At 72.5% G+C, this 12,525-nt stretch carries 12 protein-coding genes; 4 read left to right on the top strand and 8 right to left on the bottom strand.

Features of this window, described 5'->3' with window-relative positions; genetic code table 11:
• Nucleotides 1–65: 65 nt before the first annotated feature.
• From moeZ to F1615_RS04300, 7 genes are all read right to left on the bottom strand, one after another.
• Nucleotides 66–1,244: an adenylyltransferase/sulfurtransferase MoeZ gene (moeZ, locus tag F1615_RS04330; protein ID WP_149547517.1), complete on the bottom strand. Its 1,179-nt coding sequence runs from the start codon at nucleotides 1,242–1,244 to the stop codon at nucleotides 66–68.
• Between the two features lie 63 nt (nucleotides 1,245–1,307).
• Entirely contained in the window at nucleotides 1,308–2,054 is a 747-nt protein-coding gene (locus F1615_RS04325; RefSeq protein WP_149547516.1) for a spherulation-specific family 4 protein, read from the bottom strand.
• A complete protein-coding gene (locus F1615_RS04320; protein WP_149547515.1) occupies nucleotides 2,042–3,088 on the bottom strand; it encodes an NAD-dependent epimerase/dehydratase family protein in 1,047 nt (348 codons plus the stop codon). The genes F1615_RS04325 and F1615_RS04320 overlap by 13 nt, the downstream gene beginning before the upstream one ends.
• Nucleotides 3,089–3,495: 407 nt before the next feature.
• Complete coding sequence (locus F1615_RS04315) at nucleotides 3,496–4,623, bottom strand: hypothetical protein (protein ID WP_149547514.1); 1,128 nt, start codon at nucleotides 4,621–4,623, stop codon at nucleotides 3,496–3,498.
• A complete protein-coding gene (locus F1615_RS04310) occupies nucleotides 4,620–6,275 on the bottom strand; it encodes a DUF3492 domain-containing protein (protein WP_149547513.1) in 1,656 nt (551 codons plus the stop codon). Before F1615_RS04310 ends, F1615_RS04315 begins: the two co-directional genes overlap by 4 nt.
• Before the next feature lie 183 nt (nucleotides 6,276–6,458).
• Nucleotides 6,459–8,108 (bottom strand): DUF3152 domain-containing protein, encoded by a 1,650-nt coding sequence (locus tag F1615_RS04305; protein ID WP_149547512.1) that lies wholly within the window; start codon nucleotides 8,106–8,108, stop codon nucleotides 6,459–6,461.
• An 8-nt stretch (nucleotides 8,109–8,116) separates the two neighbouring features.
• Nucleotides 8,117–9,172 carry an alpha/beta fold hydrolase gene (locus F1615_RS04300; protein ID WP_149547511.1) on the bottom strand — a complete coding sequence of 352 codons (1,056 nt, stop codon included), beginning with the start codon at nucleotides 9,170–9,172 and terminating at the stop codon, nucleotides 8,117–8,119.
• Nucleotides 9,173–9,369: 197 nt separating this feature from the next.
• Here F1615_RS04300 and F1615_RS04295 point away from each other — a divergent pair, with 197 nt between their 5' ends.
• The 4 genes from F1615_RS04295 (at nucleotide 9,370) to F1615_RS04280 (ending at nucleotide 11,304) form a co-directional block, all read left to right on the top strand.
• Entirely contained in the window at nucleotides 9,370–9,594 is a 225-nt protein-coding gene (locus tag F1615_RS04295) for a hypothetical protein (protein WP_149547510.1), read from the top strand.
• Between the two features lie 198 nt (nucleotides 9,595–9,792).
• On the top strand, nucleotides 9,793–10,437 hold the full coding sequence (locus tag F1615_RS04290; protein WP_149547509.1) for a TetR/AcrR family transcriptional regulator: 645 nt from the start codon (nucleotides 9,793–9,795) through the stop codon (nucleotides 10,435–10,437).
• Between the two features lie 153 nt (nucleotides 10,438–10,590).
• Nucleotides 10,591–10,818: a DUF3107 domain-containing protein gene (locus F1615_RS04285; RefSeq protein ID WP_019522837.1), complete on the top strand. Its 228-nt coding sequence runs from the start codon at nucleotides 10,591–10,593 to the stop codon at nucleotides 10,816–10,818.
• Between the two features lie 216 nt (nucleotides 10,819–11,034).
• Nucleotides 11,035–11,304: a hypothetical protein gene (locus F1615_RS04280; RefSeq protein ID WP_149547508.1), complete on the top strand. Its 270-nt coding sequence runs from the start codon at nucleotides 11,035–11,037 to the stop codon at nucleotides 11,302–11,304.
• Between the two features lie 56 nt (nucleotides 11,305–11,360).
• Here F1615_RS04280 and F1615_RS04275 read toward each other — a convergent pair whose 3' ends face one another.
• Nucleotides 11,361–12,116, bottom strand: a complete 756-nt coding sequence (locus F1615_RS04275) for a ferritin-like domain-containing protein (protein ID WP_149547507.1) — start codon at nucleotides 12,114–12,116, stop codon at nucleotides 11,361–11,363.
• Nucleotides 12,117–12,525: the final 409 nt, after the last annotated feature.

The raw sequence follows: 12,525 nt of genomic DNA, 5'->3' as shown, positions 1-12,525 counted from the left end.
CGGCGGGGGCTCCGCGCACCCGTGGTGCGCAAAGCCCCCGCCTCGGCTCGGACCGCCGCCGCCGGTCAGTAGACCGGCTTCTCCGGTTCGATCTGGTTGACCCAGCCGATCACGCCGCCGCCCACGTGGACGGCGTCGGCGAAGCCCGCGGACTTCAGGACCGCGAGGACTTCCGCACTGCGGACACCCGTCTTGCAGTTCAAGACGATCTTCTTGTCCTGCGGCAGGCTCTCCAGGGCGTTGCCCATGAGGAACTCGTTCTTGGGGATCAGGCGGGCGCCCGGGATGGAGACGATCTCGAACTCGTTCGGCTCGCGGACGTCGATGAGCTCGATGCTCTCGCCGTCGTCGATCCACTCCTTGAGCTGCTTGGGAGTGATCGTGGAGTCGGCGGCCGCCGCCTGGGCCTCCTCGGACACGACGCCGCAGAAGGCCTCGTAGTCGATGAGCTCGGTGACGGTCGGGTTCTCGCCGCAGATCGCGCAGTCGGGGTCCTTGCGGACCTTGACCTGGCGGTACTGCATCTCCAGGGCGTCGTAGATCATCAGGCGTCCGACGAGGGGCTCACCGATGCCGGCGAGCAGCTTGATGGCCTCGTTGGCCTGGATGGAGCCGATGGACGCGCACAGCACGCCGAGGACGCCGCCCTCGGCGCAGGAGGGAACCATGCCGGGGGGCGGGGGCTCCGGGTAGAGGCAGCGGTAGCAGGGGCCGTGCTCGGACCAGAAGACGGACGCCTGGCCGTCGAAGCGGTAGATCGAGCCCCACACGTACGGCTTGTTCAGCAGCACGCAGGCGTCGTTGACCAGGTAGCGGGTCGCGAAGTTGTCCGTGCCGTCGACGATCAGGTCGTACTGGCTGAAGAGGCCCATCACGTTGTCGGCCTCGAGCCGCTCCTCGTGAAGGACCACGTTCACGTACGGGTTGATGCCCTTGATCGTGTCTCGCGCGGACTCGGCCTTGGGGCGGCCGATGTCGGACTGGCTGTGGATGATCTGGCGCTGCAGGTTCGACTCGTCGACCTCGTCGAACTCCACGATGCCGAGCGTGCCCACGCCCGCCGCGGCCATGTACATCAGCCCCGGGGAACCCAGGCCGCCGGCGCCCACAAAGAGCACCTTGGCGTTCTTCAGCCGCTTCTGCCCGTCCATCCCCACATCGGGGATGATCAGGTGGCGGGAGTACCTGCGGACCTCGTCTACGGTGAGCTCGGGGGCCGGCTCGACCAGGGGTGGCAGCGACACGGGGACTCCGTTGGTCGGTCAATCACTACGGTTGTTCTCCGCTTAACACTGCCATGGCCTTTTTCATTCCGAGACACCCGTCCCGATCCGCGAGACGATGTCGTCCCAGTAGCCGGGCAGGGGTTCCCAGGGGTCGGTGTGGTGTGCGGGCGTGTGATCGGTGAAGTAGATCGTCGCCGCGCCCTGCCAGCGGGCGACGCGCAGGGCCTCGTCCAGATGCGGCCGGGGCACCCCGTGCACGAAGTGGCAGAACCGTTCGGGCGGGTGGTCGGCGGTCCACTCCGCCACCTGCGACCAGCGGTAGTCGCTCCACGTGCCGCAGAAGGTGACCAGTTGGTCGCCGTGCTCGGCGTATTCGGGATACGGATGGGTGCCGTGGCCGAGGACGATGTGGGCGTCGTCATGGATCACCCGGAGCGTGGCCACGGTGCGCCGCACTTCGGGGAGCGCGGCGGGGTCGGCGGGGCAGCGGTCCAGGAGGAAGCCGTCGACCTGGTACCAGTCGAGCAAGCGGTGTGCGTCCGAGATCACCTCGCCGAAGGTGCGCAGGCCGTAGGCGGTGTCCAGGTGACCGAGGACGCGGACACCGGCGTTGCGCAGGCGGCCGGCCGCTGCCAGGCAGTGCGGGTCGGGCTGCACACCGGGGCCGTCGGCCACGTTGAGCACCACCCAGTGCAGAGGGGTGCCCGGGCGGGTGAGCCTGTGCCACTCGGTGGGGGCGAGGAGGGGGTGCGCGAAGCCGGGGATGCCGAAGCCGGTGCGGACGTCCGTGCTCGCCGTGCCCGGTCTGGTGCTGGTCAGATACGACATGCCGCCTCCATCCAGATGTCGGCCAGGGACTCCTCGAGGTTGATGCGGGGGCGCCAGCCGAGGCGGTCCCGGGCGGTGCGTACGTCTGCCTGCTGCCAGGTGCCGCAGCCGTCGGGGTAGGGGAAGGCGGAGGGGCCGGCGGCGGCTGCGGTGGCCGAGGTGTGGTGGTGGTGGTCGGGGTCGGGGCGGGGGTGGCCGATGGAGGGCCGCAGGTGCGGGGTGGGCGGGATGGTGTGCTGGGTGTGGGCGAGGTGGGGGGTGGGGTGGTGCATGCCGGGTGGGGTGTCGAGTTCGTTGAGGGCGCCGCCGTAGCCGGCGACCCGGGCGAGGATCCCGGCGGCGTCGCGGAGGCGGACGGCGCGGCCCGAGCCGATGTTGATGACGCCCTGCGCGGCGGAGAGCGAGGCGGCGTGGACGGCGCGGGCGACGTCGCGGACGTCGATGAAGTCCCGTTGGGCGCCGAGACCGCCGAGCTTCAGCTCGGCGTCACCGGACTGCATGGCACGGCGCATGGCCTCGGCGAGGCGGCCGAGGGGGGAGCCGGCGGGGGTTCCGGGGCCCACAGGTGAGAAGACCCGCAGGACGACGGCGTCCAGGCCGGAGCCGAGGACGAGTTCGGTGGCGGCGAGCTTGCTGACGCCGTACGGGCCGCCGGGGCGGGGGACGGCGTCCTCCGCCGTGGAGGAGCCGGGCTGGCTGGGGCCGTACTCCGAGGCGCAGCCGATCTGTACGAGCCGTGCGCCGCAGCCGCTGCGGCGCAGGGCCTCGCAGACGGTGGCGACGGCGACGGTGTTGTGGCGGGTGAGGTCGCGGGCACCGCCTCGTGTGGCGCCGGCGCAGTTGATCACTACGCCGGGGTGGACGGCGTCGAGGAAGCGGGTGAGGGCGCCGGGGCTGCCGGTGGCGAGGTCGAAGCGGACGTCGGCGTCGTCGCCCCGGCCGAGGGCGGTGAGCTGGACGGCGGGGTCGGCGAGGAGGCGGTCGGCCACGAAGCGGCCGATGTAGCCGTTGGCTCCGATCAGCAGGACTCTCATCGGGCGGCTCCTTCGCTGCGCGGACCTGCTGGGCGGGGGGTCATGTGGGGTTCTCCTTCGGGGGTGGGGTCGGGTGGTGGTCGTATGCCTTCGGCGCCGCTGTCCCTGCGGTGGGGGTGCGCGTAGCGCCTACGGGTGGGGGGTGGGTCGGGGCCGGGGCGGGGGTGTCCGTCCTCGGACTGGCGTGATTCCGTTGCCCGGTGGAGGTGCGGGGCGCCGAGTCGCACCAGCCGCTGCGGGCGCACACCCCCGCCCCGACCCCTCCGCGCAGTACGCGGCCAACGCCGCTCCCGCGGGCCACCGCCGCTTGGGCGGAGCCGCTGCCGCATCCGCGGGCAGAGGCGTGCCTCCACCAGTTGAGCGCCGGGTCGCGAGCACCCCTCGGCTCGCGTCAGCGCGTCCGCGGCTCACCGTGGTTGCTCCGTGGAGACGTGCGCCGAGGCGCGGGACAGTCTGCGGGAGGCGTGGATCAGGAGGACCAGGGCCGCCGCACCGCAGGTGAAGGTGGGGACCGCCGCGGGGCTCCAGGTGGTGGTCAGGGTTTCCACCGGTGTGGACAGGGCGGCGCAGCCGGGGAGGCGGGCCGCGAGGACCGTCGTCAGGGCGGCTGCCTGGGCGAGGACGGTGATCGTGAGGATCACCTTCGGCGCGTGGCTGAAGCCGTGGACCGTCAGGAGGCGGGCCAGGAAGAGCAGGGCGCCCAGGGCGAGCGTCCCGGGGAGCGCGGAGGGCTCGTCGAGGAGCGCGGACGTCACGGCGAGCAGGGCCGCCAGTGCGCCCAGGAACAGGACGAACGTGCCCAGGAGCACGGGGCGTACCGAGGCGGAGAAGTCCTCCAGGCCGCGGCTCGACCCGAGTCGGCGGCGGGCGTGGGTGGTGAAGAGGTGGGTGGTCCACGCGGCCGGCGCGCAGGCGAGGGTGAGGGCGAGGACCGGGGCGACGGCGAGTGGCCAGTGTCCCTCGGCCGTACCGTTGGGCAGGCCGTCCGGGCCGCCGGTGATCGCCGCGTGCAGCAGACCGTCGCCCAGGAGGGCGTAGCCGATGAGCCAGCACGTCCAGGACGTCGTGGCTGGGCGGGTCGTGCGGCCGGGAGTGCTCAGCGGGCCCCGGCGGAGTGCCGCGCGGAGGGCGAGGGTGACGGCGAGGATGCCGGCGGCCGCCGCGTAGAGGCGCGTCTCGCCGTGGGTCTGGCGCAGGGCGATCACCGTCGCCGCGCACAGGGCGCCCGGAAGGAGGGGGAGGAGGAACCATGCGGACCCGTGGAGGGTGTCCGCGCGCCGCGTCGTGGGTGGGGCGGGGGGCGGGGGGTCGGTGTCGCGGGGGACCCGGGCGTAGAGCTCCTCCGCCAGCGAGAAGACGTCGCGGTGACGGAAGCGGGCGGCGGTGCGGTCGGTGATGCCGTGGGCCTCCAGGCCCGCTGCGATCTCCAACGGGTCCACTGCCCGCAGGCACAGGTCGTGGTGGCGGTGCAGGAGTGCCTTGACGGGGTCGGCCGCACCGGGAGTGCTGCGGTTCAGTTCGCCCAGGTCGGTCATCGGGCTGTCTCCGTTGCGGGTACCGGCGTCTCCACGGCCCACGTGGGGACGGCGCGGGGGGTGGGGTCGGTCCAGTGGCCGGGGACGTGGGCCTCGGCGGGAGCGGCGAAGGGCAGGGGGTCGCCGGTGCCGTCGAGGACGAGGCAGCGGACCGGGGTCCGCGCGACGATCTCCAGGTAGATGCGGTGGAAGGCCGAGACGTTCTGGTCGACGGTGAACAACTCGAGAGCGCGGGCGCGTGCGGCGGCGCCGAGGCGTGTACGGCGCTCGGGGTCGCGCAACAGGGAGACGCACGCCTCGGCGAGCGCCCGCGGGTTGCGCGGTGGTACGACGAGACCGGTGCCGCCGATGGCCTCCACCACCGCGCCGACGTCCGTGGAGACGGTGGCGCGTGCGCAGAACATCGCCTCGATCAGACCCGTGGGGAACCCCTCGACGACACTGGACAGGACCGTCACGGCCCCGCCGGCGTAGGCGTCCGCGGGGGTCTCCAGGCCGGGACCGCCCAGTTGCTCGAAGGACACCGGGTTGTCGCCGACGGCGTGCGGGCCGTCGGCCTCGTCCGGGAAGAGGTGTGCGGCGAGTGCTCTGCAGTGGCCGAGGTACGCGGCGCCCTCGGGGCCCGCCGGGCCGCCGATGATCCGCAGACGGGCCTCCGGCTCCTCCGTGCGGATCTCCGCGAAGGCGTGCAGCAGCGAGACCAGGTCCTTGGCGGGCTCCACCCGGCCGACCCAGACGAGGGTGTGCGGGTCCGCGCTCTCCGGGGACTCCCCCACCTCGGCGAAGGGCGCGGCGTCCATGCCCGGGTACACCGTGCGCAGCTTCGCCCGGTCGGCGCCGCAGCGTTCCTGCCAGCGGCGGGCGTGTGTGTTGCCCGGCGTGATGAACGCGGCCCGGCGGTAGGTCTCGGCGGTGAGCCTGCCGTGGAAGGCGGCGAGCAGGGAGCGGACCGCGGGTGGGGAGTCCGGACGGGTGAGGTAGTGCGTCCGCAGGCGGACCCCGTACTCGGTGACGAGGAGGGGCACGCCGAAGAAGTGGTGGGCGAGCAGTCCCGGAAGGGCCGCCACTCCCCCGGCGGCGGCGTGGCACAGGTCCACCGCGCCCAGCCCGTCCTCCTCGTACCAGTCGAGTGAGAGGGGGCGCAGGGCGCGCTCCACATGCGCGGCGACCGCCAGCAGATCCGGGACGCGGGCCTCGCGCGCCGCGCGCCGGGCACCGGGCGCACGACAGGCGCGCTCCAGGGCGCGTACGGCCGTCTCGGAGCGGAGTGCGCCCACCAGGCCGCCTTCCTCGCGGGCGAGTTCGGCGAGGCCCCGGAGCGCGGTGGCGAAACGGTCCGCCTCGGGGGCGGCGGAGTCCGGCGAGGCGCAGAGCACGGCGGCCAGTTCGCCGTAGTGCTCCGAGAAGCGCCGGCGTGCGCGGCGGCCGTACACCACCCCGTCGTCCTCGGCCGCCCACAGCGGCGCGGTACGCACCCGGTTGACCTGGGGCGGCAGCGGGACCCAGCCGGCGTCCTCCTGGGCCTCGCCGCTGCTGAACGCGTAGACGTCGAACTCGTGTCGGTCGAGTCCGCGCACCAGGCGGTCGCACCAGAACCCGCCCTCACCGCTCACATACGGATAGCCACCCTCCGTAAGCAGTCCGATGCGCACGTGTGCACCCCCGATCTCCCGTGTGGGGAGCCGCCGTTGACCCGGCGGCTCGCAGCGGGACGAACGTATGCGGAACAGGTGGTGGCGCGACGGACGGTTGTCCATCGCGCCACCAAAAGGGGTGAACGGGCGTAACTTTCCCGTGCGGGGCGCGTTTCTGGACGCTATGCGATCAGTTGATGATCAGCTGTTGGGGTAGGCCCAGGGGTTCGGGCGGCAGCGGATTCCGTTGTGTTCGAGGAACTTGGTCTGCTGCTGCATCACCGGTGCCAGGTCGCCGTTCTTGTCACAGGTGACGTGGTTGTAGCCCAGCCGGTGGCCGATCTCATGGTTGATCAGCATCTGGCGGTAGGCGTGGATCTCCTCGCCGTAGGTCTCCGAACCCTGCGCCCACCGGTACGCGTTGATCATCACGCGCTCCGTGGCCGCGGAGTCGCAGGAGACGTTGTCCTCGGTGGTGTCCAGGCCGGACTTGGCGCACCAGTCGGCGGTCGTCGCGGGACTGGCGAGGGTGATCACGAAGTCGGCCCGGCCTGAGTGGATGCGCTCGAAGGTGCGGGCGCCGTTGTGCGCCCAGCTGCGGTCGTCGTTGAGCGTCCTGTGCACGGCCTCGGCGAAGAGCTCGCCGTCGAGGCCGAGTCCCTGTTCCACGTCCACGCGGTAGGTGACCTTGTCGCCCTTGCCGGGCGCCTTGTCGATGCCGGGGATCGCCTCGAACGTCCCCGTGCCCGCGCGGGCCGCGCTGAGCGGGAACGTCCGGTCCATCTTCTGCTGGTACGTCAGCGGCTCGGCGGACGGCACGGCGGGCGTCTCCCGGTCGTCACCGCGCGAGGCGGGATCCCGTACGTCGCGGGCCTGCTCACCGGCGGACTGCGTCTGCGCGCCGGCGGCGTCACGCTCGTCGGCGGCCTGCCCGGCCACCACGACGGCCAGCACCGTGGTGACGGCGGCGGCCGCGATGCCGGTGAACGCGCGCCCCTTGCCGCCCTTGCCCTGCGCGGGCTCCCCGGTCGGCGGCTCGTCGGCGTCCGCGGGGGTGCCGGTGACCGGAGCGCTGTTCCAGTCGGTGACGGCGGCGTAGGGGTCGGTGGGGTGCGCGGAGGCCGGCGGGCGCGGTGCGGAGGCGGGCGTGCGCGGGGTGAAGAGGTCGACGTCATCGGCGAAGGCGTCGAGGTAGTCCTCCCGCGGTCCCGCGGGGGGTGCCTGCCGCTGTCGCGGGAAGGGCACGCCCGGCCCGGGTCTCGGCCCCGGCCCGGCCGGAGGCATGCCGCCGTATCCGGCTCCGGCCGTCGTCCGGCCGTTCACCGTCCCCCAGCCGCCCCCGGCCTCCCACTGCTCCGGGTGCTCGCCGCGGGCCTGGGGAACGCCGCGCGCCGGGGTGCCGTCGGCGAACCGGGGAACGCCGTGCGCGGGGGTTCCGTCGGGCAGCCGCGGCACACCGCGCGCCGGAGTCCCGTCGGCGAACCGGGGAACGCCGTGCGGCGGGGTGCCCTCCGGGAGCCATCCGTCCGGGAGGCGCGGCACACCGTGCGCCGGAGTCCCGTCCGGCATGCCGTGTCCGGTCGTCCCGTACAGGGGAGCGCCGTGTGCCGGATTCCCGGACGGGTCCGCGTACGGAACCCCGTACCCCTGGCCCCCGCCCACGGGCGGACGCCCCGGCGGCTGCAGGGCCGGGCCCTGTGCCGGATGGTCCGCGGGCATCCGGTACGGGTCCGGCCGGGTGTCGCCCCGGTCGCCCCCGCGGGCCCCGCGGCCGTCCGGAACGTTCCGTGCTGCGGTCGTGTCCGCGATGTCGCCCCTGGGGGCGGGTCCACGGCGGCTGTGGCGTCCCACGTCGCGCCTCAGCCCCTCGTGTTCTCGGCGGTGGTTCCGCCACCGGTGCCGGCGGGGGAACCCGGAGCGCCCTGCGCGCCCGGTCCCCCAGTATCCCCCTCATCGGCCGAATCCGTTGTATCCATGAGGAGTTCACGGAAGGCGAGGGCCACGGTGTCGGGGTACTCCATCATCGCCACGTGGCCCGCGTCCGGGATGGTCCACAGCCGGGAGTCCCGGAAGGCCCGCGCCGACCGCTGGGCCATGCGGAAGCCGACGAGCTGGTCCCGGCCGCCGTAGACGAGCAGGGTCGGCGCGAGCACCCGCTCGGCCTGGCGCCACAGTCCGTGCTGGCCACCCAGGGTGTACGCGTTGACGAGCCCCCGCGCGGAGCGGGCCATCGCGTCCCAGAAGTAGGGCAGCCGCAGCCGCCGCTCCATCTCCTGCACGGCGTTGTGGAACCCTTCGTGCGACACCCGCCCGGGGTCGCCGTAGCAGAGCTTCAGCACACCGCGGACCCGCTGTTCCGCCGTCCACTCCCGGGTGATGCGGGTGAACAGCAGAGCGACCCCGGGCACCGCCAGCAGCCCCGTGGGGACGGCGGTGCGCTGCACCCGCAGTTCCGGCAGGGCCGGTGACACGAGGGTGAGCGTGCGGACGAGGTCGGGGCGTACGGCGGCGACGCGGGTGGTGACCGCCCCGCCGAGCGAGTTCCCGAAGAGGTGCACGGGGCCGCGGCCGGAGGCGTCGAGATACCGGATCACCGCGCGGGCGTGCGCGGTGAGGGAGTAGTCGCCGTCGTCCGGCGGCGGGGAGTCCCCGAAGCCCGGCAGGTCCACGGCCTCGCTGTCGACGACGTCGTGCAGCAGCGGCATGAGGGCCGACCAGTTCAGCGAGGAACCGCCGAGTCCGTGGACGTAGAGAGCGGGCGGCAGCCCCTCGCGCGCGGGTGGCCTCGACCGTACGGAGAGGGTGACGCCGGGCAGGTGCACCGACCTGAGGCGCTCGCCCTCCGCGACCCTGACGGCCGCCACTTTGGGAAGCACGTTCGCGGGCGGCACGGACGGCAGCTCGGTCGAAGACATGCGGCAATGTTACGAGACGATCACGTGGCGGCTCATGTGTCCGGCGTCACAGGGGGCTCCCCCGCGCGATGCGCACCTGTCACATCGCCGCCGCGGATCGCATAGCGTCCGAATCGGGTGTCTCCTAGGCTCGTACAGAGGGCACCCGCATGTGGCCCCTGCATCCGTCAGGGACGTTCGTAGAAGGGAGCCCAGCCATGGCCGTAGACCCGACCGACCCGGAGACGTTCGAGGACGAGGACGTCCGCGAGGGCCAGGAGTACGACGTCGAGGCGCCCCAGGTCGACGCGGCCGAGCAGCAGGCGGAGGTGCGGCCGGAGGGCGACGACCCGATGACCGGCGTCGACCCCGACCGCGCCAACGAGGCCGACCTGGTGGAACAGGCCCGGGTCGTCTCCCTCGACGAGGACGACTACCGGTGAGGAGTGCGCCGGCCAGGGCACCGTCGTCCGGAGAGGAGGCCGCTCCTTGCCCGCTCTGACAGCTTTTGAAACCGTCCGTACGCCTTTCGGCGCAGCCCGGTCCGTGAAATTCTGCGCTCTCACCGCGCACACCACGGTTACCGAAAAGTACGATGGCGGCGCGGCTCACACCGCACATGGACGACAATGGGAGGCGGCGTGACAGCCATCGAGCAGACAGACGCGGTACGCCCGAGGGGTACACGCCTGCCGCGCCGTGCCCGACGGAACCAGTTGCTGGGTGCCGCTCAGGAAGTCTTCGTCGCGCAGGGTTACCACGCGGCCGCGATGGACGACATCGCCGAACGCGCCGGCGTCAGCAAGCCGGTGCTGTACCAGCACTTCCCGGGCAAGCTGGATCTCTATCTCGCACTGCTGGACCAGCACTGCGAGGCCCTGATCCAGTCGGTGCGCCACGCGCTGGCGTCGACGACGGACAACAAGCAGCGCGTCCGGGCGACCATGGACGCCTATTTCGCGTACGTCGAGGACGACGGCGGCGCGTTCCGCCTGGTCTTCGAGTCGGACCTGACGAACGAGCCCGCCGTGCGCGAGCGCGTCGACAAGGTGACCAACGACTGCGCGGAGGCGATCTGCGACGTCATCGCCGAGGACACCGGGCTGTCGCGGGCGGAGTCGATGCTGCTCGCCTCGGGGCTCGGCGGCCTCGCGCAGGTGGTGGCGCGGTCCTGGCTGCACAGCGACCGCAGCGTGCCGCGTGACCAGGCGGTGCAGTTGCTGACCTCGCTGGCCTGGCGGGGCATCGCCGGATTCCCGTTGCACGGCAACGAGCAGCACCACTGAGCGCGCGGGGCGGACACCGGCGGCCGTTTGTTCCCGTCGGCTGTTCGCTCCTGGCGTTGCAGGGCGCGACGTGTCCGTCCCCTCACCGGGCTAATGTGTGCTGGTACGGCGCGGAACGTCGCGCACTTCACTGACCGTCGGAGGGACATAGCCGTGGAGGTCAAGATCGGCGTGCAGCACGCGCCCCGCGAGATCGTTCTGGAGAGCGGTCAGAGCGCGGAGGAGGTCGAGCGCGTGGTGGCCGAGGCGCTGGCCGGGAAGTCGCAGCTGCTGAGCCTCGTGGACGAGCACGGCCGCAAGATCCTGGTCCCGGCCGACCGTCTCGCGTACGTCGAGATCGGCGAGCCGGCCCCGCGCAAGGTGGGCTTCGGCGCGCTGTAGGCGGCGACCGGACGTCACGGGAAGGCCCGGCGGTTCCAACCGCCGGGCCCTCCCGCGTTCCCGTGTCCTTTCCCCTCTCCCCTCTCCCCTCTCCGCCTGCGTCCCTTCACGGATGGAGCACGGCTACGCCCCGGAGGAGGATTGGATTCCGCAGGTCAGGGGTAAGACGGGCTACGACCGATGTGAGCAGGCCGGCCATGTGGGAGGGACCCCGACATGCTCTTGGAAGCGCTCAGCTCCGCCATCCTCGGCCTGGCTCTGGCGTGGGCGGCGTACCACCGCCTGCCGCATCGTCTTCCCGCCCGCGCCCTGGTGCTGCCGACCGGTGTGGCCGGAGCGCTGTTCGGCGCCTTCGTCATGAACACCGCGCTGGACGCGGGCAACCTGCTGACGATCCTGCTGGGCGCGGTGATCGTGTCCGTGGCCTCGCTGTCGTTGCTGCTGCGCCCGGCGGGAAGACTGCGCCGCCGATCGGCGACCGCCTGACCGGCCGCCGATGGTGGCGCCGCCGGTGAACCGGGCCGGAGCGGTCCGGACTCCCGTCAGGCCGCCAGCCCCAGGGCCGCCATCCGCTTGGTGTGGGCTTCGGTGATCCGGGAGAACATCTTGCCGACCTCGGCGAGGTCGAACCCGTCCGCGACGCCTCCCACGAGCATCGTCGACAGCGCGTCCCGGTCGGCGACCACCCGCTGGGACTGCGACAGCGCCTCACCCATGAGCCGCCGCGCCCACAGTGCGAGCCGCCCGCCCACGCGCGGGTCCGCGTCGATCGCGGCTCGCACCTTTTCCACGGCGAAGCCGCCGTGCCCGGTGTCGTCGAGCACGGCCAGCACCAGCGCCCGGGTGTCGGAGTCCAGACGGGCCGCGACCTCCCGGTAGAAGTCGCTGGCGATGGAGTCGCCGACGTAGGCCTTGACCAGGCCCTCCAGCCAGTCCGAGGGCGCCGTCTGCTTGTGGAAACCGTCGTAGGCGGCGACGAAGGGCTCCATCGCGAGCGTCGGTTCCTCACCGATCTCGGCGAGCCGGTCGCGCAGCCGCTCGAAGTGGTGGAACTCGGCCGAGGCCATCTTCGCCAGCTCGGCCTTGTCCGCCAGCGTGGGCGCCAGCTTGGCGTCCTCCGCGAGCCGCTCGAACGCCGCCAGCTCCCCGTACGCGAGCGCGCCGAGCAGGTCCACGACGGCGGCACGGTACTGGGGGTCGGCGGATGCGGCCGCCCAGTCCATGGCGGCGACGCCGGTGTGTCCGGCGGGGGTCTCGGGGGTGTCCGCGGCGTTGTCAGGCTTGTCAGAGCTCGTCATGAAGCGCACAATAGCCCGCTTGTCAGGCGCCGGAAGTCCCTGGTGAATCAGTGTGACGACGACTACGTGACCAAATCGGCCATGGCGTGTGCGCGGATCCGGGGTATGGTGGTAATGCGCCTGCTGAGCACTCTGACGTACTCGACGGGCCGCATGTATGAGGATGCCCGGTCGGTGGCCCGATCGGCTCCGACCCGACAGCCCTCTCGACCGTACGCCACAGTGCGTACGGAACCCGGAGGGACACCTCAGCGGTACGAACGCTCGAGCGTCGGCAGTGGTCCCGTGTCCTACGGCCCCGCCCGTATGGCAGCCGACGTCCCCGGCACGGTCCCTACACGACCCCCGCGCTCGCCTCGTACCGCGCACACAGAAGAGGCAGCACCCTGACTACGACGTTCCGAGAGCT

This window comes from Streptomyces marokkonensis (genome assembly GCF_008312835.1).
Taxonomy (GTDB): Bacteria; Actinomycetota; Actinomycetes; order Streptomycetales; family Streptomycetaceae; genus Streptomyces; species Streptomyces marokkonensis_A.
This window is presented reverse-complemented; position numbering and strand designations above follow the sequence as displayed.